Origin of the sequence: Staphylococcus sp. HMSC068G11 (genome assembly GCF_001815825.1) — a bacterium.
Taxonomy (GTDB): Bacteria; Bacillota; Bacilli; order Staphylococcales; family Staphylococcaceae; genus Staphylococcus; species Staphylococcus epidermidis.
Map to the genome: position 1 here is coordinate 1 of NZ_KV822062.1, position 22,180 is coordinate 22,180.

Sequence of the window (22,180 nt, forward strand, 5' to 3'; positions counted from 1 at the left end):
ACCAGGTAAACCAGCGGAACCAGGTACGCCAGCACAATCAGGTGCACCAGAACAACCAAATAGATCAATGCATTCAACAGATAATAAAAATCAATTACCTGATACAGGTGAAAATCGTCAAGCTAATGAGGGAACTTTAGTCGGATCTCTATTAGCAATTGTCGGATCATTGTTCATATTTGGTCGTCGTAAAAAAGGTAATGAAAAATAATTTCATATAAAAACTTTCTGCCATTAACTTATTAGTTAATGGCAGTTTTGGTATATGATTATTAAGTATTGAAGTTATTGTGTTAAAACATTTTGAGGGTTAATTGTAAAACTCATATTATTAATTGCCGCTCAATTCAAGGCAATTAAAACATATTGTTTGAAATTAATTTGTGAATTTAGTCGATAGAGTGTTAGATTATTCTCAAATGAGTGTTATTCTACCATTGAATACGAAATGAGGGAGGGATAACTTAATGGAACACGTTTCTAAATTAGGCGAAGCGATTGTGGATACAGTAACAGCAGCACAAGCAGAAGATGGTGCTGAATTAGCAAAAAGTATCGTTAACATCGTAGCTAATGCAGGTGGCATCATTCAAGATATTGCTCACGCATTTGGTTATTAATATTGATACGCATATGAATGATTTTATTTATAATCATCTGGGACATCAATGATAGTCTCAGGTGTATTTTTTTGCAATAATCGCCATTGCTAGAATGAATCTTCTAATTGTCCTCTTATACAAATTATTTCTATCCTTATTTTGTAACAATGAATTCAAAAATTATGTTTATCTTCACATCTAAAATATGTAGCACGTACCATTTCTCGAAATTCTTTTACTTTCCTCATTTAATCACACACTTTACCTACTTATTGTTATCACTTGCAACCTTCATATTCTAAATGTAAACTTTAAAATGTAATAAGTTTACATTAAAGATAGGTGACATGATAAACATGAATATATTTGTAACTGGAACGAATACTGACATCGGTAAAACGTATGTCACTAAATATCTCTATAAAGCATTAAGAACGAGGGGATATCGGGTATGTATTTTCAAACCTTTTCAAACTGAAGAAATTGGTGGAGGTAGATACCCAGATTTAGAAATTTATAAAAACGAATGCGATTTAGACTATGACGTTACGTCTCTTTACACATTCAAAGATCCAGTTTCACCACATTTAGCATTCAAAATTGAAAGGCATCAGCAATTGAACCATCAAACAATGATAGACAAACTCGAATCACTAAAAGCACAATTCGATATGATTCTCATTGAAGGTGCGGGCGGTATTGCAGTGCCTATCTATGAATACAGTGACCATTTTTATATGACAACAGATTTAATTAAAGACACATCGGATTTCATTGTGAGTGTCTTACCTTCAAAGTTAGGTGCGATTAATGATGCCATCGTTCACCAGAAATATATTGATCATCAAGAACTTCCCCCGAACGTGGTAATCATGAATAACTATACTGATAGTGCTATTGAACAGGATAATTTACATACCATTGAAAAATTAATACACAAGTCTGTTTATACGTTAGGTCATCAAGCGACTCAAGAAAGCTTTTCCGAAGCATTTATACAACGAATTATAGGAGGATCCAATGGCTAATACACGAGAGTTAAATCATAAAGATGCACAGTATGTATGGCACCCATTCACACAGATGGGAGTCTATGCTAAAAATGACAATATTATTATTGAAAAAGGTCGCGGAAGTTATTTATACGATACTGAAGGTAATAAATATTTAGATGGTTATGCGTCATTATGGGTCAATGTGCATGGACATCAGCATAAAAAGTTAAATAAAGCTATTCATAAACAACTTGATAAGATTGCCCATTCTACGCTATTAGGTTCGTCTAATATTCCATCGATTGAGCTAGCCGAACAGTTAGTCAAATTAACACCAGATAGATTACAAAAAGTGTTTTACTCCGATACAGGGAGTGCGTCGGTAGAGATTGCTATTAAGATGGCTTATCAATATTGGAAGAATATCGATGCTAAACGATATGCGAAGAAGAATAAATTTCTTACATTACATCATGGATATCATGGAGATACAATAGGTTCTGTTAGCGTTGGTGGTATCGATAGTTTCCACAAAATTTTTAAAGACCTTATTTTTGAAAATATACAGATAGAAACACCGTGTTTATATAAAAGTAAGTACCGCAATGAAGCGGAAATGCTTAATTCAATACTGAATCAAATTGAAAATATATTATCTGAGAGAAATGATGAAATAGTAGGATTTATTCTAGAGCCACTTATACAAGGTGCAACAGGTTTATTCGTTCATCCGCATGGTTTTTTGAAAGCTGTAGAACAGTTATGTAGAAAATATGATGTATTACTAATTTGTGATGAAGTAGCTGTTGGTTTCGGACGTACGGGAGAAATGTTTGCTTGTAACCATGAAGATGTACAACCAGATATTATGTGTCTGGGTAAGGCGATTACAGGTGGTTATTTACCGTTAGCGGCAACTTTAACATCTCAAAAGATATATGATGCTTTTTTAGGTCAGAGTCACGGTAAGAATACGTTTTTCCACGGTCATACATATACAGGTAATCAGTTAGTTTGTTCCGTAGCACTTGAGAATATTAATCTTTTTAAAAAGAAGCATCTGATTGGGCACATTCAAAAGACATCTCAAACATTAAAGCAACGCTTAGAGGCACTTCAACCTCATAAAAATATTGGAGATATTAGAGGGCGGGGATTAATGTATGGTGTGGAATTAGTTGAAAACAAATCAACGCAGACACCACTCGATATTCCAACTGTAGAACTGATTATACGTCGATGTAAAGAGAATGGATTGATGATTCGTAATTTGGAAAATGTCATCACTTTCGTACCTATTTTAAGTATGTCTAATAAAGAAATTAAAAAAATGGTTAAAATTTTCAACAAAGCCTTACATCAAACATTGGGTAAGAAGTAAGAGGGGATTTATGGACATTAAAGCACAGTTAAAACAGATTCAAGATAAAGTTTTATATAGAGAGCTTCAGCCGATTCAGTCCGTAGAAAAACAATATATTTATATCAATGACCAATCTTATATTAATTTTACTTCGAACGATTATCTCGGTATAGGACAACTTGAATATCAACCTCAAAATTTCTTAGATTTTATAAAGACATATAGTATCCATCTATCAAGTTCTAGATTAGTGAGTGGCAACTCAGTCGTTTATCAGCAATTAGAACAGGCAATTAGCGAGCATTTTAATTTTGAAGACGCCTTAATTTTTAATAGTGGTTACGATGCGAATTTGGCGGTATTTAATATTTTTAAAAATAATAATGTTGTTATTTTTTCGGATCAACAGAATCATGCCAGTATAATAGACGGTATTAAATTAAGTGGTTTATCAAAAGTGATTTATCAACATTTAAACTATGATGACCTGGAAAGTCATTTAGCACGGCACACCAATCCAGATGTTCAAAAAGTAATTGTCTCTGATAGTGTGTTTTCTACTAATGGCACTAAAGCAGATATTAATAGGCTAGTACATCTCAAGCAACGTTACAATGCGATTTTAATTATTGACGCATCTCATAGTTTAGGATTAAATCTCTTTGAGTATCATGCAGACATTGACATAGTTACTTCAAGTTTATCTAAAGCGTGGGGAGCCCATGGTGGCGTCATATTCAGTTCAAAAGATATAAAAGATTTAATCATTAATAAAGGTCGTTCGCTTATCTACTCGAGTAGTTTACCTAGCTATCATTTGTATTTTATTCAAGTGAGCTTACAACATGTGATTGAAGATACATACAGACGAGAGAAGTTGAATGTACTTAGTGAATATTTTAATCACCAATTCATGGAATTATTTCCCGATCAACCATTATCTAATACACCTATCAAAAATATCGTTTGTGATAGTTTGGCTTCAGCACAAGCACAATACGACATGTTATTTGAACATGGTATATTTGTCAGTTATTTAAGGTATCCAACAGTGTCACAGCCAACATTAAGAATTTCATTATCCTATTTTCATGACACAGATGATATTGATCGACTTTTCAATGTAATGAAACAATACGATGAAGGTGATAGCTATGTATAGTATAAAAATGCGTGCAAGCCACGAAGATATTCATATTAGCGGTGCTGAAACAATGTGTGAATTTGAGGATTTAGAAAATTATTTAAAAAAATATTTTAATAAAGCCTTTAATCATGAAAATGGAAATATAGATTTCTTAAATTTGAAAATTGAAAAGGTTAAGGCACCGATTCAAACGTTAGTAGCATTACCAGTGGTTGAAAATCTAAACGATACTTTAACACAATTAGCAAAACAAACAGGTGTTTCTGAATATGCGCTAAACAAAGGGTTAGAATTTATAAAAAATGATATTACTTATACTGGAGCCATTATTCTATCTGCACAAACCGGACAACGACTTGATAGCACTGAACAACGAGGTATCAGGGTAACACAATTAGCATTTAAAACATGCAAATGTAATGGAGAAATATCAGAAAGAGTAAAAGATGCACGTGCACTTGCAACTTGTATCAATGCATTTGAAGGTGTAAAAGCAGAACTATGTGTATCAGACGATTTGCATTACACGACTGGATATTTTGCGTCGCCTAAGTTAGGATATCGTAGAATCTTTAATATTAAAGAAAAAGGTACGCGTCACGGAGGAAGAATTATCTTCGTAGACGAAGGAATAAATTTAAATGAATATGTTTCCTTTTTAGAAACAGTACCTAAAGAAATCATAGAAAAATAAGTAATAATAAACACTCCCAGTAAAGAAAGCATTTAAAATGTGACCTTTACTGGGAGCTTTTTAGTTATATCATATTATTTTTTAATGAAAGAGTTACAGGGTATAAATTATTTTGTAAACGTGATTTTAGGCGAAGTACCTAAGCCTTCTTTACTTATAGCATTAAAAACCAATTTTTTTGAATTAATAAGAATCATTTCAATAATGATATTCGGATTGTCTACATTACTTAAAATTATTTTTCTGGAATCTTCATTTATTAACGTACAAACGTAATTAGGTGTTATCTCTTTATTAAATGTAATATTTAATGGTGAAGTTTCTACTTCTACAGGGTGCCAAATACCTTCTAATGTATGGAACCAACAAATTTCTTGATATTTTGAATCATCACTTACGATGTTAATGTTGTTGTAATTATGCATAAGCACACCTTTCTATATTAATAACCATAAATTGATGCATACCATTCATAGTGATCGCCATTTGATACTGGAATGATATTACTATGTGCATCTTGAGTCATGAGACCATTGTCCCATGGGTTCCAAATTAAAATGACTTTTTGTCCGTTGTTAACTTTAGCATTACCAGCCACAGCCATGGCATGTCCAGCGTGAATACCATCGCTTGATTCAACACGCTTACCTAATACAGCTATACCTTGATTATTAGTTGTTAATTGGTCTACTTCATTATATGAAGTCATTCTATTAAGATATTGAGTATTTCTGCCTTGTGATCTACCAAAACGAAGCATCTCGTTAGATGTTAGTCCTGTAAATTGGAAGTCGTGACCTCTTAAATTAGGATGTAAATATCTCATTACTGATTCTGCATTATATCGATTTGTATTATATGTGGCATTGAGTAGTGCTGACATGGTATAGCCGGCACACCAACTATTATACCCTTGTGTTTCTCGTATTCTGAAATTCTTTAATTGATTTACATATTCTGCGTACATTTCATTTCGTGTACTTTGATATTCTAAAGTTGGTTTTGTTACTGATGCAGTTTGTTTAAAATCATTTAAATCTTTAGGTTTAGTGGATTCAGTGGCATTTTCATATGTTTTTTCATTATTACGTGGCGTTTTAAGCACAAGTGTCACTTTACCATCTTCAGTAAGTGCAAAATATCCTTTTGTATTAGTCAAAATTGTTATCTTTTGATTTTTATATTGGTTTAATATTTTAGAAAGAAATGGAGAAACATTAATGGAATAATTGTTTTGCTGTTTTGAAGCTTTAGAATTTGAAGGATTAGGAGAAATTGTTACTACATAAACGACATCTCCTTTTTTATTGAGCACTGGATAATAATAATTGCCGTCGCTTTCCTTATTAAATTTATAAATTTTAAAAGGTTCACCAAGTGTATACGATGTTGCTTTGTGGTTGGAAGCTTTATCTAATAAAGCTACACGAGATAAATATTGTTCTTCAGCAAGTTTGCGAACTGCATCTGGAACGTCTTTATTACTGACAGTGACTTTAGTTGTTTTTTGGTTTGCACCATTCTTTTGTGGTAACGAGTCGGCGTGAGCACTATTGAAAAATAGGCCAAGTGCTAAACTTAGCGTAAAAGCAAGCATAATGGTAATCATATAACTTAATTTTTTCTTCATAAAAAGTACTCCTTTACTAAAGTTTTTTGCAACTCTTTCAAACTGAATATAACATTTATTTTAAAATATAATTCATTTATTTCCTAAACGTTAAGTTATAATACTTATACGTTAAAAATATAAATTGAACAAAATTAAATTGATATAAATTATAATGGAATAATGGATGGATATAGTGACATGATGTCTATACTTTTAACACGACTATGAAGCAAATGTTTATAATTATCACTTCTAATTATTATCAAGTGCTCATGCTTCTTCATCATGTGTAATGAAAAACATTTTCAATATGTTATCAATCAATTTTAATATTGTGTATACACATAATAATTATATTTAAGTATTTATTATTTTTAATAATTCAAAATGTAAAGTTTACAAAGTTTTAATAAATAAACTAAAGTAATTTATATTTTTATGTTAATCTATACATAACAGTTATATTTTCATCTTTTATAGGGGGAAAAACTTATAGAGGTGATTTTTTGAAAAATAATAATGAAACAAGAAGATTTAGCATTAGGAAGTACACGGTGGGAGTCGTGTCAATCATTACTGGGATTACAATATTTGTCAGTGGTCAGCATGCTCAAGCTGCTGAAATGACACAATCATCATCAGATTCTAACGAACAGTCACAACAAACAGAACAAGTTGAACACAAAGAAGATACAACTCATTTATCTTACGAATTGAATCAAGAGGGTGAGACAGCGAGCCAATCAAAGACTAGTCAAGAGAATCAATCTGATGGCAATGTACAAAAAAAGAGTAATCAAATACAACAAGATTCAACACAAACGTCACCATTAAATGACCAAAAACAAACTTCAATGGAACAACAATCAAAAGACAATCATGTTACCCCAAATTCACGTCAGGATACATATCCAAAAGGCCAAAATCAAGATGATAAAGGCAAACAACAGTTTAAAGATAATCAACACTCACAAACAGGACATCAACCTAATACTCAAAACCAAAATAATGATCAAGATTCATCAGATAAAAAGCAACACCCATCTGATCAAACTCAAGACTCATCTTCAAAAGGAACACAACCTAAACAATCACAGTCTATAGAAGATAGAGATAAAACAGTAAAACAACCATCTTCTAAAGTACACAAAATAGGTAACACAAAAACTGATAAAACAGTTAAAACAAATCAAAAAAAGCAAACATCATTAACTTCACCACGCGTTGTGAAATCAAAACAAACTAAACATATCAATCAACTTACTGCGCAAGCTCAATATAAAAATCAATATCCAGTCGTGTTTGTACATGGATTTGTAGGTTTAGTCGGTGAAGATGCATTCAGCATGTACCCAAATTATTGGGGTGGTACTAAATATAACGTGAAACAAGAACTTACAAAATTAGGTTACCGAGTTCACGAAGCCAATGTAGGGGCATTTAGCAGCAATTATGACCGTGCTGTTGAATTGTATTATTATATTAAAGGTGGACGAGTAGATTATGGTGCTGCACATGCTGCAAAATATGGTCACAAGCGTTATGGCAGAACATATGAAGGCATCATGCCTGATTGGGAACCAGGTAAAAAGATACATCTTGTTGGACATAGTATGGGTGGCCAAACGATACGCTTGATGGAACATTTTTTAAGAAATGGAAATCAAGAAGAAATAGACTATCAACGTCAATATGGTGGTACGGTATCCGATTTGTTTAAAGGTGGACAAGATAATATGGTGTCTACGATTACTACATTAGGAACGCCTCATAATGGCACACCTGCTGCAGATAAACTAGGGTCGACTAAATTTATTAAAGATACAATTAATAGAATTGGAAAAATTGGTGGAACTAAAGCGCTCGATTTAGAACTAGGTTTTTCTCAATGGGGCTTCAAACAGCAACCTAATGAATCATATGCTGAATATGCAAAACGTATAGCGAATAGTAAAGTTTGGGAGACTGAAGATCAGGCTGTAAATGATTTAACAACTGCTGGAGCAGAAAAGTTAAACCAAATGACGACATTGAATCCTAATATCGTCTATACATCATATACAGGTGCTGCAACACATACTGGACCATTAGGCAATGAAGTGCCGAATATTAGACAATTCCCACTATTCGATTTAACAAGTCGTGTGATAGGTGGAGATGATAATAAAAATGTCAGAGTAAATGATGGCATAGTACCTGTGTCTTCTTCACTACATCCAAGTGATGAAGCATTTAAGAAGGTAGGTATGATGAACCTAGCAACTGACAAGGGTATTTGGCAAGTGAGACCCGTACAATATGATTGGGATCATCTAGATTTAGTCGGCTTAGATACTACTGATTATAAGCGAACTGGAGAAGAATTAGGTCAATTCTATATGAGTATGATAAATAATATGTTGAAAGTCGAAGAGTTAGATGGTATTACACGTAAGTAGCGATTAAAAGAACGATAATAGCCTCATTAGATGTATGATTGCGGTACATTTAATGAGGTTTTTTGATTGTTTCGCCGAAAAAATATATAAATAAATTAAATTGAATGTGTATGAATGATTTTATAATATAAAATTGATTTTTTATAACCTTATATTTATATCAATAAAATGTATATTTAATAAATGTATACAATAATAGAGAGATGTGAAAAGATGAAATATTATGGGAAGTGCATTTCTTACATAAGCATTTTAATATTAACGTTTTTTATTGGCGGATGTGGATTTATGAATAAAGAAAATAATAAAGAAGCGGAAATTAAAGAAAATTTTAATAAAACATTAAGTATGTATCCAATTAAAAATTTAGAAGATTTATACGATAAAGAAGGCTATCGTGATGAAGAATTTGAAAAAGAGGACAAAGGGACATGGATTATTAATTCAGAAATGAATATTCAGAAAAAAGGTCAAGCGATGAAATCTAGAGGTATGGTTTTGTATATGAATAGAAATACTAGAAAGACGACTGGTCATTTTTATACAAATATAATTACAGAAGATAAAAAAGGGAGAGTGCACAGTAAAGATAAAGAATATCCGGTTCGCCTTAAAAACAATAAAATTGAACCGACTAAACCTATCGCCGATGAAAAATTAAAAAATGAAATTAAAAACTTTCAGTTTTTCTCTCAATATGGAAATTTTAAAAATTTAAAAGACTACAAGAATGGAAATGTGTCTTATAACCCAAACGTACCAAGCTATTCGGCAGAGTACCAATTAAGTAATGAAGATGACAATGTGAAGCAACTCAGAAAGAGGTATGATATTCCGATTAAGAGAGCTCCTAAACTAATATTAAAAGGGGATGGTGATCTTAAAGGTTCATCTATAGGTTATAAAGAAATCGAGTTTTCTTTTGTCGTCGACAACAAAGAACAAAGCATCTACTTTGCGGATAGTTTGGAATTTAATCCAAGTGATGTAAATAATGAGTAAAAGTAAGCATGGAATCAGTTCAAAAGCGCAAACGTTAATAAAAGACGAACAATAGAAATAAGTACCAAAAACCTCTAAATGAACAAAAGGCATTTAGAGGTTTGTTTATGTATAAAGTTAAACTGATGATTGAGAGATGTGCTTTTATAAATCAAGTTGTATTTGTTTTAAATGTTTTCCTATAACAATGAGATACAATGGTACATCAGCTTTAAGTTGAATGGGAGATAATTCTATATTTCCTTGTGCATACTGTACTAAATAAACGTGTTGCTGATCTGAAAAACGAACAAACCCTTTGACACGGTAAACATCTTGAGGCAAGTTATCTAACGCACTAATCATTTCTTCTTTTGTTTGTAGCCTAGGATTTTCAATGAATTGATGATTTATATTACTATGCAAAGTGCCACATGCATTTGAATTTATATGTGTTGGCTCTAGCAGTGATTTTAAATTTAATTCTCCAAATTGACCAACTTGAATATTGGCATCGCTATTGAGACGCTCGAGTTGACGTAGCAAGCGGGCGGTTTCTTCCACCTCTATCTTATCTATTTTATTAACAAATAAAGTCGAACAATGACGAAGTTGTTCATAAAATAGAGCTGCAATGTCTTGTGGATAAGATTTAATTCGTGAATACATGCTTGCATCAATAATTCCCACCATACTCCTTAAAGTGATAAAAGGTGCAAGTACGGGTGTGAAGCATGCATCGACGACAGCTAGTGGTTCAGCTACACCACTGCATTCAATAAAGATGATATCTGGTTGATATTTTAAGTATAGTTCATGTAGTTGTTGTGATACGTCTGATTTCATCACACAACAAATGCATCCTTCAGTGATTTCACTCATAGGTACTTCAGGACGTTCTATAAGTTGGCCATCAACACTTCTTTTTCCAAATTCATTCATAATAACAGCAGGATTTAAGTTGTTTTCAAGTGCATCAGCGATTAAATGATTTATTGCTGAGGTCTTGCCACTTCCTAAAAAACCACCGATAATAATGATTTCCATAACATCACTCCTAAGTCTGAAATTTTAGTTATGCTTAACATTGCTATGACTAGTATGGTGACGCAAATTGTGGACGATACCATTTGTTTCATTATCATTTTAATTCCTAGAATTGAACCGAGTCGACGCATGAGCATAGTCATTGTTACTGAACATGCTGTAAATGTTGAACTAAAAAAGACTAGCAACAATAATTGGAATGCGGAAAGTCTTTGAATTAAAGTACCGCCATTCATATTAAACAACAACATCCCATCCTTACGTATCATTGAAAACAGAATACCTGGTGCAAGCTGTGTAGGTACATCTAGTAGCCATAATAAAGGTATGAATGCATTTGATATAAAAGTCAAAATAGGCGTAAGAGACAATAGACTTACAATAAGGCAAATTCCTATAAAAATAGGTAAGGCTTGTACAATAAACATTTGAATACTTTTCCACGCTGCTTTTAAGAGTAGGTTTGGTTTAGGCCAACGTACGAGTTGTCGTTGAAAAACTGATGGTGTTGTTATAGATGTTCGGTGACTATACCACAGCTTGTTATGTATGATTCCTCCTAAGAAAACCATGCCTATGTATGGCAAAAACAACCAAGAGCGGTGGCTTGCGTTGAATATCGATAATGTCGCACCAATTTGATAACTACATGCAGTTCCGAAACTTACCAAGCTCATACATTGTACTTTTGTACAACGATGACATTGATGTGTAGCTTGAGTAATGGCAGCAGCATTACAACCAAATCCTTCTAACAAGGGTATGATATCTGATCCATGAAGACCAAGTCTCATCATCGTAGGTTCGATAGACCAAACGATATAATGCTTTAAATGAGTTATATCTATAAGAGCTGTAGATAAACTAATCATGAAAACAACTGGTAACGCCCAGACGAATGAATATGTACCTAAAGAAATGACACCATAATGACCGAATAAAATATGTTGTAGCTTATTTTCTTGAAATAATGATATTTGGGATAGTTTAGTTAACCAGTGTGACACGTAGTATTGTAATCCGTCTGAAACGTGATAAGACAAGTAGATGGGTAAAGCAAACATAAGTACAATAAAGCACCATCCACAAATAATATTGTGAAATTGAGGATGGTATGCTTTGCTCTCCTTAACAAAAGTCTCTAACTTTTTAATCATATTTAAACTATGGAGTGGAGATGAAAGAATAGCATGTTGTAATGAAATATCTAATTGATGTTTGATAATGTAACGTTTTAATAAAGTTTGCTGACTGGGAGTTAATTTGTCATAGTCTTCAATTAAAAAGTAATGTGCATCATCTGGAATGTCAGTAAACGTCCCATCACGTAAATTAAAGGTTACTTTTAACATGTGCAATTCACATCACAACAACTATAATCGTCTAGAAACATATTTTTTTGACGATATGACTGAATTAAAGACGCATCTTCAGGTAAGCCTTCGCGTAGGCTTACTATGCGTGCTAATACTGCAAAACGTGCTCTGAATTTATATATGTAACAAAGAATGGCATTTTGATGACGTACAGTAGCACCAATTAAAAATACATTAGGAAACTTTGTAGACTCGTCCAATTCTGTTAACTGAATTTCTGATTGTCGTACTTGAAATAGTTGCTCTATTAAAGGATTTTGGGTGACATCAAATCCAGTTGCGATAATCGGTTCAGTATGAGAGTGAACAATATGCCCATTATCAAAGTGTATCTTATAGGAATGATCTTGATATGTTACTTTGTGTGCTCGGTAGCCCACATGCATTTCAATTAATGCACCCTCTTGTATAGCGTTCTGTAATCGCTGTTGAGTATATGGTGATAATCTTATACTTGGGTCTGCATCTTCCTTTTTAAGTCCAGTTTTAGATGTATATATTGATATTCTTGCGCCTGTTTGACTAAGGTTTATGGCAGCATCAAAAGCACTCTCATTACCACCAATGATTGTAAAAGCATCACCTTTTAATTGAGTGAATGTTTGAATTTCACTGTAATGACGTCCATATGAAAAAGGATGATATGGGAATGAATAGTCTCCAGTTGCTATAAATATATAATCTGCGGTATAAACACCATAGTCCGTTGATACATGATATACACCATCTATGTATGTTACACGTGAAACATTGGTGTTTGTTTTGACATTTAGATTGTAATGCGTAGCTACTAGTGAGAGGTATTCAGCATAACGTTTTCCAGATAAATGTTCTTCATTGAAAGTGAAGGCAGGTGATGTATCTTTAGCTATTGCATTCATATCTGGCATGCCAAAACCATTAGTTGTAAATGATGGTGTGATGGTCTTTGTTGATAGAGGCCAATGTTTAAATGAATGACCGATGGTTCCCTTTTCAATGATTAGAACATCTTTAATATTGAATTCTTGTAAAGTGATTGCCATACCCACACCAGCGGCTCCTGCGCCGATGATGATGATGCGATGATGAGACATGGTAACACATCCTTTCTGAATTTATTTCTGAAAAACGTAATTATTACGATTTAAAAGTATAGCGATAATGCTATTACATTTCAAATGAAAAAGTAACAGTAGTTTATGCAACTGCGTGATTATGTTGTGCATAAATGTATCAAATAGAAAACTTTTGCTTTTTTCAGACTTTTTAGAGATTAAATATTACCGTTGACAATAATAAAAAATAATGTAAATATTAAAGCGTAACAATTTCGATTTAGGAGATGTATACATGTATAAAAAAGGTTTAATTTTATTTTTTGTAGCAGTACTAACATTGGCACTTGCTGCTTGCGGTAAAGATAGTCATAATCAGTCATCTGATCATAAAGGAAAATTAGATGTGAAGACAACAGTCTATCCACTTAAATCATTTGCACAGCAAATTGGTGGTAAATATGTAAATGTTGAATCGGTTTACCCTAAAGGCGTAGATCCACATACATATGATCCAAGTCAAAAACAAATGGTAGATATTGGGAAATCAGACTTATTCTTATATACTGGTGATAACTTAGATCCCGTAGCTAAGAAAATCGCTAAAGCTATAAATGATAAAGATAAAACACTATCACTAGAATCGACTTTAGATAAAAATAAAGATTTATTAAAAGGCGAAGAACATGAACATGAGCACGGAGAAGGTCACGAACATGGTGAATCACATGAAGATGAACACGAACATGAACATCATCACCATGGAAAATACGACCCACACATTTGGTTGGATCCTGTAGTAAGTCAAAAATTTGCTAAAGCGATTAAAGATGAATTGATTGAGAAAGATAGCAAACATAAATCTTATTATGAAAAGAATTACAACCAACTAGTTAAAGAGTTAAAAGACCTAGATAAAGATATGAAACATGCTGTGAAAGGTAATGAAGATAAAACTGTTTATATTTCACACGACTCTATAGGTTATCTAGCTGAACGCTATCATTTTGAACAAGAAGGCATTGAAAATATGAATGCGGAAGAACCAAGCCAAAAAGATTTAACAAATATTGTTAAACAAATTAAAGAAGATAAAGTGAAAAATATTTTAATAGAAGAAAATGTATCTCATAAAGTAGCAGATACGGTAAGAAAAGAGACAAATGCTAAAACAATTAAATTTTACAATATGGGATCACACACAAAACAACAAGATGATGACAAAAATACTTACCAATCATTTATGAAAGAAAATATTAAAGCTATTGAAAAAGCCCTACAAAATGAATAAATCTATTTAAAATATAAAAAAGACGACATCAAAGAAACATTGACAGAAATGATATGTTCAGATGTGGAAGTATTTTCGTTTGACTGAGTTGATTACTTGGGAATGTTAAAGGCTGTCAACTCTAGTTAGTTTTGTGAGAGTGGAATAAAGAATTCTGTATGGATTCTGTTCCACTCTTTTTTTATTAAAAAGATTCAAAGAAGCATAATTTAAAAGAGTAAAATTTATTCTTTGATTAATATTTGATATAATTGTGAACATTTAAATAAGCAAAAACCAAATATTTGAAATTATGTTAATGTAAATGTAGATATTAAAGTAATCATTTTTATTTAAAAGTAGATTTTAATTTTTATATACATATTAGCGTTGTGGAATAGGTGGAAAGGGGGAGTCAAAAGGTGAAAACGCTAATGATTAAAGCAATGGGGACGGTGATACGTTTATCGATTGAGCATCAACATCCGGATACATTACTTCAAGAAGCTGAAATAAAAATTCGTGCTTGGGAATCACAATTTAGTGCTAATGATCCGAAATCAGATTTGATGAATGTGAATCAACATGCAGGTATCGCACCAGTCAAGGTTAGTTCTGAAATCTTTAACATGATACGTTATGGTTATGAAACTACATTATCTTCTAATTTTAAGATGAACATTTTGATAGGGCCACTAGTCAAATTATGGAAAATTGGTTTTAAAGATGCATTGAAACCTAAAGAAGTGGATATACAACGTGCTTTATTGTGTATGAATCCTGAAAATCTTGTTCTAAATTCAAAAACACATGAAGTATTTCTTACACAATCAGGAATGGAGATTGATTTAGGAGCCATAGTTAAAGGTTATTTTGCTGATCAATTACAGCAATACTTTTTATCTCATGGTGTATCTTCTGCCATTATCGATTTAGGTGGTAATGTTTTAACAATTGGTAGACAACCTGAAACATTAGAAAAATGGCATGTAGGTGTACGTAATCCATTTCATAAGGATGCACTACCACTCGTTACATTAAGCGTAGAGCATCAATCAGTTGTCACATCAGGTATCTACGAACGCTACTTCATACAGGAAAATCAATTATTTCATCATATATTGGATTCAACAACAGGTTATCCTGTAGATAATGATATCGCTAGCGTGACAATCATATCTGATCATGGGATTGATGGCGAGGTATGGAGTACAATTTGTAGTTTTGGTCAGTCACAAAAAAATATTGAATTATTAAATCTCATTGACGGTATTGAAGGCATTATTGTGACAAGAGATGGAAGCGTTTTAATGACTTCGAAAATGCAAAAGTATTTATAAAAATTTAAAGAATACTCATGAAGAGTATTTTATTTTTAAGCAATAATGTGAAAATATTCACAAAAAACTAGGAGGATTTGCTATGAGTAAGGAAATATTCGATACTTTTAAATTTAAATGTGGTGCCGAATTAAAAAATAGAGTATTAATGGCACCCATGACTATCCAAGCTGGGTATTTTGATGGAAGTGTTACATCAGAAATGATTGATTATTATCAATTTAGAGCTGGTGATGCTTCAGCAATCATTGTTGAAAGTTGTTTTGTTGAAAATCACGGACGAGGATTTCCGGGAGCTATAGGTATTGATAATGATGACAAAATACATGGACTCAAACGTTTAGCAGAAGCGATTCAAGCTAAGGGATCAAAAGCGATTTTGCAACTTTATCATGCCGGAAGAATGGCAAATCCTAAATTTAATGAAGGAGAGCAGCCGATATCTGCGAGCCCCATTGCAGCATTAAGACCTGATGCTGTACCACCTAGAGAAATGACACATGCTCAAATCAATCAGATGATTGATGACTTTGGAGAGGCTACACGTCGCGCTATAGAAGCGGGGTTTGATGGTGTCGAAATTCATGGCGCCAACACATACTTATTACAACAATTTTTCTCTCCACATTCTAATCGGAGACAAGATTCATGGGGAGGCAGTCGTGAAAAACGTACACGATTTCCAATCGAAGTTTTAACAAAGGTTCAACACGTCGTTGCTGAAAAAGAGGCTTCTCATTTTATTATAGGATATCGATTCTCACCTGAAGAAATTGAAGAACCAGGCATACGTTTTGAAGATACTATGTTTTTACTAAATACATTAGCAGAATATGAACCTGATTACTTCCATATATCAGCAAACAGTTATCAACGTACATCTATTGTGAATCAAGAAGATACAGAACCTTTAATTAATAAGTACATCAAAATGCAAAGTGCACAGTTGGCAAAAATTCCATTAATTGGTGTAGGTAGTATTGCCCAACGACAAGATGCAGAACATGCCCTTGAACTAGGATATGATCTTTTAAGTGTTGGGAAAGCCTATTTAGTGGAACCACAATGGACAGATAAAATTTCACAAAACGAAGAAGTAGAACAATTTGTCGATATACATGATCAGAAAGTACTTCACATACCATCCCCTTTATGGAAAGTAATGGACTTTATGATTTTAGATAAAGAAGAAGAGCATCGTAAATATGAAAAATTAAAAGCACTTCAAAATAAAAAAGTTAAATTTAACAAAGGTACGTATCATGTCTATGCAAAAGGTCATAATGGCAACTTACCTATGAAAGTCCAATTATCAGAAGATAAGATTGTAAGTATCGAGGTAGATGATAGCGGAGAGTCTGAAGGCATAGCGAACCCAGTGTTTGAACGTTTACCTCAAGATATTATCAATGGGCAAACACTGAATGTAGATGTCATTTCAGGTGCGACAGTAACAAGTGAAGGCATCGTGCAAGGTATTGCAGATGCAATTGAACAAGCAGGAGAAGACCCAGATATTTTACGGGCGCGTCCTAAACCAGTCGTTCAGTGGTCTGATGAGGTCGTTGAAGAGACGACTGACGTCGTTGTGATCGGTACAGGAGGTGCCGGACTCAGTGCAGCTGCTACGGTATTAGATGAAGGAAAAGAAGTCATCATGCTTGAGAAATTTGCGGCGATAGGTGGCAATACTATCCGTACAGGTGGTCAAGTCAACGCTGCTGAGCCTAAATGGCAAAATGCATTCCCGGCACTTGCTGGTGAAAAAGAGACACTCATACAGTTATTAAATCATGATGAAAATGATATAGATGAAGCTTACATTGAAGATTTCAATACTTTAAAACGTCAAATTAAAGACTATCTTGAAAATAGCAGTAATGAAGATGAATATCTTTTTGATTCTGTCGAATTACATCGTATTCAAACATATTTAGGTGGTAAACGTAAAGATCGTAATAATGTCGAAATATCAGGTGATTATGATTTAGTTAAAACACTCACAGATAACGTTTTGGAATCTGTATACTGGTTGAAAGACAAAGGTGTACATTTTGATCGTTCGTTTGTAGATATGCCTGTGGGTGCTTTATGGCGTCGTGGTCATAAACCAATGAAAGCACAAGGTTTAGAGTACATTGAAAATTTAGGAGACTACGTTAAACATAATCATGGTCGTATTTTTACAGAAACTACTGCAGAAAAGTTAATCAAAGAAGGTAATCAAGTTGTTGGTATTGAAGCACGTAAAGCAAATGGTGCTAAAGTGAAGATTCATACACGTCATGGTGTAGTGTTGGCTACTGGTGGCTTTGGAGCGAATACAAAAATGCTACAACAATATAATACGTATTGGGATAATATTCCTGATGACATTAAGACAACGAATTCTCCTGCAATTACAGGTGATGGTATACGTTTAGGTGTGCAGGCAGGCGCTGACATCGTAGGTATGGGATTCTCTCAAATGATGCCGATTTCTGATCCGAAGACAGGTGCATTATTTACTGGATTAATCGTAACACCTTCAAACTTTGTCTTCGTTAATAAGGAAGGACAACGTTTTGTTAACGAATTTGAAAGTAGAGATGTATTATCTAAGGCAGCATTAGAACAAAAAGACGGTATCTTCTATATTATTGCAGATGCAAATATTAAAGCACTAGCTATGAATACAACTGAGGATAAAATTAATCAAGAATTAGAAGACGGCACTTTAGTAAAAGCAGATACCTTAGAAGCATTAGCCCAAAAATTAAACATTGATACAACTACTTTTGTGAACACGATTGAAAGATATAATACCTTCGTAGAACAAGGACAAGATGAGGATTTCAATAAAAATGCATTTGATTTAAAAATTGAAAAAGCACCATTCTACGCGACACCACGTAAACCTGCAATACATCATACTATGGGTGGTTTAAAAATAAACACGCATGCACAAGTTATAGATGTTGAAGGTCATATCATTGAAGGTTTATATGCGGCTGGTGAAGTTGCCGGTGGTATTCATGCTGGTAACCGTTTAGGTGGAAATGCACTGGCAGATATTTTTACTTTTGGTCGCATTGCAGGTCAAAGTGCTGTAACGAAATAAATGACGGAAGAGTAGGAGGCCACTTACGATGAGCGAACAGTTTAATAAAGGGAAACAACTAATTGTAGCGATTATCTTAGGGATTCTCACATACTGGTTATTTGCACAGTCTTTTTTGAATATCGCACCACATGTTCAACGTTTTTATCATGTAGATATGAGTATTGTTAATATTGCGGTCAGTCTGACATCACTCTTAACAGGTGTATTTATAGTCGTAGCAGGGGGATTATCTGATAAAATAGGTCGAGTTAAAATCACAAATGCAGGTCTAATATTAAGTATACTTGGCTCTATTGCATTGATCATCTCGCATGCACCAATTTTATTATTATTAGGGCGTGTTTTACAGGGCTTATCTGCGGCATGCTTACTTCCAGCAACCATCGCGTTAATTAATTCTTTCTTCCAAGGTGAAGAAAGACAAAAGGTACTTAGTTATTGGTCATTCGGATCCTATGGTGGAACAGGGTTAGCATCCCTATTTGCTGGAATTATAGCTACATTTATTGGATGGCGATGGATTTTCGTGTTGTCAATCATCTTTTCAATTATCGCCTTAATATTGCTTAGAGGTATACCAGAATCTAAAGATGAGTCTGCATATAATAAAAAATTTGATATCGTTGGAATCATTATTTTTGTTGTCATGATGTTAAGCATTAACGTAGTGATTACGCAAGGAGATAGAATTGGATGGTTAAATCCTCTTATATTGATATTAATTGCTATATTCATTGTGACATTAATTGCATTTTATATATTTGAAAAACGTCAAGATGAACCTTTTATAGATTTAAGTTTATTTTCAAATAATGTTTATATTGGAACAACATTAGCCAACTTGATGGTGAACATGGATATTGGTTCATTAGCATTATTTAATATTTATGTTCAAGACGATAAACATCTATCAGCTGCACAAGCCGGTTTAATTACAATTCCATATATGCTGTGTAGTTTGTTAATGATTCGTGTTGGTGAACGTTTTATGCAAAAAAGAGGACCGCAATTGCCATTGATGTTAGGTCCGGTATCAATTACTGTTGGTATTATACTTTTAGCATTCACTTCTTTGCCTAATATGATTTATTATATTGTGGCATGTATTGGCTTTATCTTTATAGGTCTAGGATTAGGATTTTTTGCTACTCCCGCCCTATCTACTGCTGTATCTAATGTTCCAGCTGAAAAAGCAGGTACTGCATCAGGAATTATCAAAATGACTTCTACACTAGGTGCAGCATTTGGTATCGCTGTTGTGACAACAATATATACAGCATTATCTGTAAATCACCCGCCATATTTAGCAGCTACCATCGCATTTATCGTGGGTGCAGGTTTAGTGTTTATCGCATTTATTGCGGCGTATTGTTTAATTCCTAAAAAGAATGTAGATATTTAAAAGGTATTTTGTTGCAGTAAAAAGCAGTGTTAGTATTTTGAAGTTGTATTTAATAATGCATAAAAACAACAACTTTTCGACAAATATATAAACAACATTTGACATTTCCCAATCTTATTACTACCACCATGTTTAAAGGGTAGATGATAAATAAGGAGGAAGATAGATATGAGTAAAACAGCAATTATAACAGGTGCAGCAGGTGGATTAGGTAAAGGTATTGCAGAACGTCTTGCTAACGATGGGTTTAATATAGTATTACAAGATATTAATGAAGCACTTCTATTAGAAACTGAGAAAGAATTCAAAGAAAAAGGTTATCAAGCTGTCGCATACAAGAGTGATGTATCTAAAAAGAAAGAACAGGAAGAATTAGTTCAGTTCGCAGTTACAGAATTTGGTCAATTAGATGTCATGGTGAATAACGCAGGTGTTGATGCAGTGACGCCAATTTTAGAAATTGGTGAAGAGGAATTATCTAAGTTATTTAATATTAACGTATTTGGTACATTGTTTGGAATTCAAGCAGCTGCTAACCAATTTATTAAACAAAAAAGTAAAGGTAAAATTATCAACGCATGTAGTATTGCAGGACATGAATCTTATGAAGTACTCGGCACTTACTCAGCTACAAAACACTCTGTACGTTCCTTCACTCAAACAGCTGCTAAAGAATTAGCAGACAAAGGCATTACCGTAAATGCTTATTGCCCAGGAGTTGCCAAAACTGAAATGTGGAATCGTATTGATGAAGAAATGGTGAAACTTGATGATAGTCTAGAAATAGGAGACGCGTTTGAAGCATTTTCTTCAGAAATCAAACTTGGAAGATATCAAGAGCCATCAGATGTTGCGAACTTAGTATCATTCTTAGCTTCAAATGATTCTGATTATATTACAGGCCAATCCATTTTAACTGATGGTGGATTAGTGTACAGATAAGTTAGACACGATAAATAAATGTGTATAAAATTTATTAAGGCTTGCCTTTTCAATCGAGAAATATACGACGAAAGGGCAAGCCTTTTTGATGTTAAATATTGATGAAGTGATGGAGTGAAAGTACAGCTTAAGATTTCGTATTATCAGCTAAGGCATTTGCATATTTTTTAAAAGACCAACCTTTATTTTCTAAAATATCATGATAAAAAGGATTTTGACCTATAACTTTAATATCATCTGCTAGTGCTTCAACTTCGTCTAAATGATGTGTCGTCATGATGTTTAAACATTGATCGGTCATTTGTTGTAATAAGTTGTGAATATCATATCTTGATTCTAAATCAATGCCTTCTGTTGGCTCATCTAGAATAAGTATTTTAGGCCGACTAAGTAGACCTATCATAATATTGACTTTACGTTTATTTCCCCCAGAAAGGTTAGATACTTTCACTTTTGTATCAGTAAAGTTTAATTGTGATAAATAAGAATGAAGTGTTTCATCTGAAATAGGATTTTCACAAAGTGACTTGAAAAACTCAATGTTCTCCATGACAGTCATATGCTCGAATAGTGCGATGTCTTGAGGGACATAGCCTACAATATGACGTATTCGACGTCTTGATAAATATTGATTGAAGTATTGAATACGTCCTTCGTCTGCATTCTCAATACCTGCAATTAAACGCAATAATGTAGATTTTCTAGCACCATTTTCACCTAATAAAATAGTAATTTTATGATTTTGAAATTGCATATCTAGGGAATCGAAAATATGCTTCTTTTTATAGCTTTTGGAAACATTTTGAATATCTATCATTGAATATGACTCCT

Annotated in this window: 19 protein-coding genes; 13 read left to right on the forward strand and 6 right to left on the reverse strand. The window is 33.3% G+C overall.

From position 1 onward, the window contains the following. From HMPREF3058_RS02600 to HMPREF3058_RS02625, 6 genes are all read left to right on the forward strand, one after another. A partial coding sequence (locus HMPREF3058_RS02600) for an LPXTG cell wall anchor domain-containing protein (protein ID WP_070731095.1) occupies window positions 1-211 on the forward strand: 211 nt, incomplete at its 5' end. A gap of 256 nt (window positions 212-467) precedes the next feature. Continuing rightward, entirely contained in the window at window positions 468-620 is a 153-nt protein-coding gene (locus tag HMPREF3058_RS02605) for a beta-class phenol-soluble modulin (protein ID WP_002437688.1), read from the forward strand. Between the two features lie 338 nt (window positions 621-958). Continuing rightward, window positions 959-1,630, forward strand: coding sequence for a dethiobiotin synthase (gene bioD / locus HMPREF3058_RS02610; RefSeq protein ID WP_002437691.1), 672 nt, complete (start codon window positions 959-961; stop codon window positions 1,628-1,630). Beyond that, complete coding sequence (gene bioA / locus HMPREF3058_RS02615; RefSeq protein WP_070731098.1) at window positions 1,623-2,978, forward strand: adenosylmethionine--8-amino-7-oxononanoate transaminase; 1,356 nt, start codon at window positions 1,623-1,625, stop codon at window positions 2,976-2,978. Before bioD ends, bioA begins: the two co-directional genes overlap by 8 nt. A gap of 10 nt (window positions 2,979-2,988) precedes the next feature. Further along, window positions 2,989-4,122: an aminotransferase class I/II-fold pyridoxal phosphate-dependent enzyme gene (locus HMPREF3058_RS02620; RefSeq protein ID WP_002437695.1), complete on the forward strand. Its 1,134-nt coding sequence runs from the start codon at window positions 2,989-2,991 to the stop codon at window positions 4,120-4,122. Then, window positions 4,115-4,801, forward strand: coding sequence for a 6-carboxyhexanoate--CoA ligase (locus tag HMPREF3058_RS02625; RefSeq protein WP_002484649.1), 687 nt, complete (start codon window positions 4,115-4,117; stop codon window positions 4,799-4,801). The genes HMPREF3058_RS02620 and HMPREF3058_RS02625 overlap by 8 nt, the downstream gene beginning before the upstream one ends. A gap of 107 nt (window positions 4,802-4,908) precedes the next feature. On the opposite strand, the gene HMPREF3058_RS02630 is transcribed toward HMPREF3058_RS02625, so the two are convergent. Together HMPREF3058_RS02630 and HMPREF3058_RS02635 are read right to left on the reverse strand one after the other, a co-directional pair. Then, the gene (locus HMPREF3058_RS02630) at window positions 4,909-5,226 is read right to left on the reverse strand and encodes a staphostatin A (protein ID WP_001830557.1); all 318 of its coding nucleotides are present in this window, start codon (window positions 5,224-5,226) and stop codon (window positions 4,909-4,911) included. 17 nt (window positions 5,227-5,243) lie between these two features. Then, on the reverse strand, window positions 5,244-6,431 hold the full coding sequence (locus HMPREF3058_RS02635) for a cysteine protease staphopain (RefSeq protein WP_002437704.1): 1,188 nt from the start codon (window positions 6,429-6,431) through the stop codon (window positions 5,244-5,246). Between the two features lie 488 nt (window positions 6,432-6,919). Here HMPREF3058_RS02635 and gehD point away from each other — a divergent pair, with 488 nt between their 5' ends. Continuing rightward, window positions 6,920-8,851: a YSIRK domain-containing triacylglycerol lipase GehD gene (gene gehD / locus HMPREF3058_RS02640; protein ID WP_070731101.1), complete on the forward strand. Its 1,932-nt coding sequence runs from the start codon at window positions 6,920-6,922 to the stop codon at window positions 8,849-8,851. 213 nt (window positions 8,852-9,064) lie between these two features. Then, window positions 9,065-9,853: a tandem-type lipoprotein gene (locus tag HMPREF3058_RS02645; RefSeq protein WP_083315458.1), complete on the forward strand. Its 789-nt coding sequence runs from the start codon at window positions 9,065-9,067 to the stop codon at window positions 9,851-9,853. Between the two features lie 144 nt (window positions 9,854-9,997). Here HMPREF3058_RS02645 and HMPREF3058_RS02650 read toward each other — a convergent pair whose 3' ends face one another. From HMPREF3058_RS02650 to HMPREF3058_RS02660, 3 genes are read right to left on the reverse strand one after another with little or no spacing between them, the layout of a single operon-like run. Next, window positions 9,998-10,879 carry a CobW family GTP-binding protein gene (locus HMPREF3058_RS02650; RefSeq protein ID WP_002437714.1) on the reverse strand — a complete coding sequence of 294 codons (882 nt, stop codon included), beginning with the start codon at window positions 10,877-10,879 and terminating at the stop codon, window positions 9,998-10,000. Beyond that, the gene (locus tag HMPREF3058_RS02655) at window positions 10,849-12,231 is read right to left on the reverse strand and encodes a nucleoside recognition domain-containing protein (RefSeq protein WP_002500541.1); all 1,383 of its coding nucleotides are present in this window, start codon (window positions 12,229-12,231) and stop codon (window positions 10,849-10,851) included. Before HMPREF3058_RS02655 ends, HMPREF3058_RS02650 begins: the two co-directional genes overlap by 31 nt. Further along, a complete protein-coding gene (locus tag HMPREF3058_RS02660; RefSeq protein ID WP_070731107.1) occupies window positions 12,225-13,331 on the reverse strand; it encodes an NAD(P)/FAD-dependent oxidoreductase in 1,107 nt (368 codons plus the stop codon). Before HMPREF3058_RS02660 ends, HMPREF3058_RS02655 begins: the two co-directional genes overlap by 7 nt. Before the next feature lie 256 nt (window positions 13,332-13,587). Between HMPREF3058_RS02660 and HMPREF3058_RS02665 the strand changes: the two genes are divergently transcribed. The 5 genes from HMPREF3058_RS02665 (at window position 13,588) to HMPREF3058_RS02685 (ending at window position 21,349) form a co-directional block, all read left to right on the forward strand. After that, on the forward strand, window positions 13,588-14,583 hold the full coding sequence (locus HMPREF3058_RS02665; protein ID WP_002498112.1) for a metal ABC transporter solute-binding protein, Zn/Mn family: 996 nt from the start codon (window positions 13,588-13,590) through the stop codon (window positions 14,581-14,583). Between the two features lie 413 nt (window positions 14,584-14,996). Further along, on the forward strand, window positions 14,997-15,902 hold the full coding sequence (locus HMPREF3058_RS02670) for an FAD:protein FMN transferase (protein WP_032605270.1): 906 nt from the start codon (window positions 14,997-14,999) through the stop codon (window positions 15,900-15,902). 82 nt (window positions 15,903-15,984) lie between these two features. Further along, on the forward strand, window positions 15,985-19,002 hold the full coding sequence (locus tag HMPREF3058_RS02675; protein ID WP_070731113.1) for an NADH-dependent flavin oxidoreductase: 3,018 nt from the start codon (window positions 15,985-15,987) through the stop codon (window positions 19,000-19,002). A 28-nt stretch (window positions 19,003-19,030) separates the two neighbouring features. Beyond that, the gene (locus tag HMPREF3058_RS02680) at window positions 19,031-20,407 is read left to right on the forward strand and encodes an MFS transporter (protein WP_002470566.1); all 1,377 of its coding nucleotides are present in this window, start codon (window positions 19,031-19,033) and stop codon (window positions 20,405-20,407) included. A 168-nt stretch (window positions 20,408-20,575) separates the two neighbouring features. Beyond that, complete coding sequence (locus HMPREF3058_RS02685; protein ID WP_002494562.1) at window positions 20,576-21,349, forward strand: acetoin reductase; 774 nt, start codon at window positions 20,576-20,578, stop codon at window positions 21,347-21,349. Between the two features lie 127 nt (window positions 21,350-21,476). Here the strand turns inward: HMPREF3058_RS02685 and HMPREF3058_RS02690 are convergent, their stop codons facing one another. Next, entirely contained in the window at window positions 21,477-22,166 is a 690-nt protein-coding gene (locus HMPREF3058_RS02690; protein ID WP_002494563.1) for an ABC transporter ATP-binding protein, read from the reverse strand. Window positions 22,167-22,180 lie beyond the last annotated feature (14 nt).

Excerpts from the sequence above, each read along its gene's own strand:
- HMPREF3058_RS02605 (WP_002437688.1), top strand. The coding sequence starts at position 468 with ATGGAACACGTTTCTAAATTAGGCGAAGCGATTGTGGATACAGTAACA.
- bioD (WP_002437691.1), top strand. The coding sequence starts at position 959 with ATGAATATATTTGTAACTGGAACGAATACTGACATCGGTAAAACGTAT.
- bioA (WP_070731098.1), top strand. The coding sequence starts at position 1,623 with ATGGCTAATACACGAGAGTTAAATCATAAAGATGCACAGTATGTATGG.
- HMPREF3058_RS02620 (WP_002437695.1), top strand. The coding sequence starts at position 2,989 with ATGGACATTAAAGCACAGTTAAAACAGATTCAAGATAAAGTTTTATAT.
- HMPREF3058_RS02625 (WP_002484649.1), top strand. The coding sequence starts at position 4,115 with ATGTATAGTATAAAAATGCGTGCAAGCCACGAAGATATTCATATTAGC.
- HMPREF3058_RS02630 (WP_001830557.1), bottom strand. The coding sequence starts at position 5,226 with ATGCATAATTACAACAACATTAACATCGTAAGTGATGATTCAAAATAT.
- HMPREF3058_RS02635 (WP_002437704.1), bottom strand. The coding sequence starts at position 6,431 with ATGAAGAAAAAATTAAGTTATATGATTACCATTATGCTTGCTTTTACG.
- HMPREF3058_RS02645 (WP_083315458.1), top strand. The coding sequence starts at position 9,065 with ATGAAATATTATGGGAAGTGCATTTCTTACATAAGCATTTTAATATTA.
- HMPREF3058_RS02650 (WP_002437714.1), bottom strand. The coding sequence starts at position 10,879 with ATGGAAATCATTATTATCGGTGGTTTTTTAGGAAGTGGCAAGACCTCA.
- HMPREF3058_RS02655 (WP_002500541.1), bottom strand. The coding sequence starts at position 12,231 with ATGTTAAAAGTAACCTTTAATTTACGTGATGGGACGTTTACTGACATT.
- HMPREF3058_RS02660 (WP_070731107.1), bottom strand. The coding sequence starts at position 13,331 with ATGTCTCATCATCGCATCATCATCATCGGCGCAGGAGCCGCTGGTGTG.
- HMPREF3058_RS02665 (WP_002498112.1), top strand. The coding sequence starts at position 13,588 with ATGTATAAAAAAGGTTTAATTTTATTTTTTGTAGCAGTACTAACATTG.
- HMPREF3058_RS02670 (WP_032605270.1), top strand. The coding sequence starts at position 14,997 with ATGATTAAAGCAATGGGGACGGTGATACGTTTATCGATTGAGCATCAA.
- HMPREF3058_RS02675 (WP_070731113.1), top strand. The coding sequence starts at position 15,985 with ATGAGTAAGGAAATATTCGATACTTTTAAATTTAAATGTGGTGCCGAA.
- HMPREF3058_RS02680 (WP_002470566.1), top strand. The coding sequence starts at position 19,031 with ATGAGCGAACAGTTTAATAAAGGGAAACAACTAATTGTAGCGATTATC.
- HMPREF3058_RS02685 (WP_002494562.1), top strand. The coding sequence starts at position 20,576 with ATGAGTAAAACAGCAATTATAACAGGTGCAGCAGGTGGATTAGGTAAA.
- HMPREF3058_RS02690 (WP_002494563.1), bottom strand. The coding sequence starts at position 22,166 with ATGATAGATATTCAAAATGTTTCCAAAAGCTATAAAAAGAAGCATATT.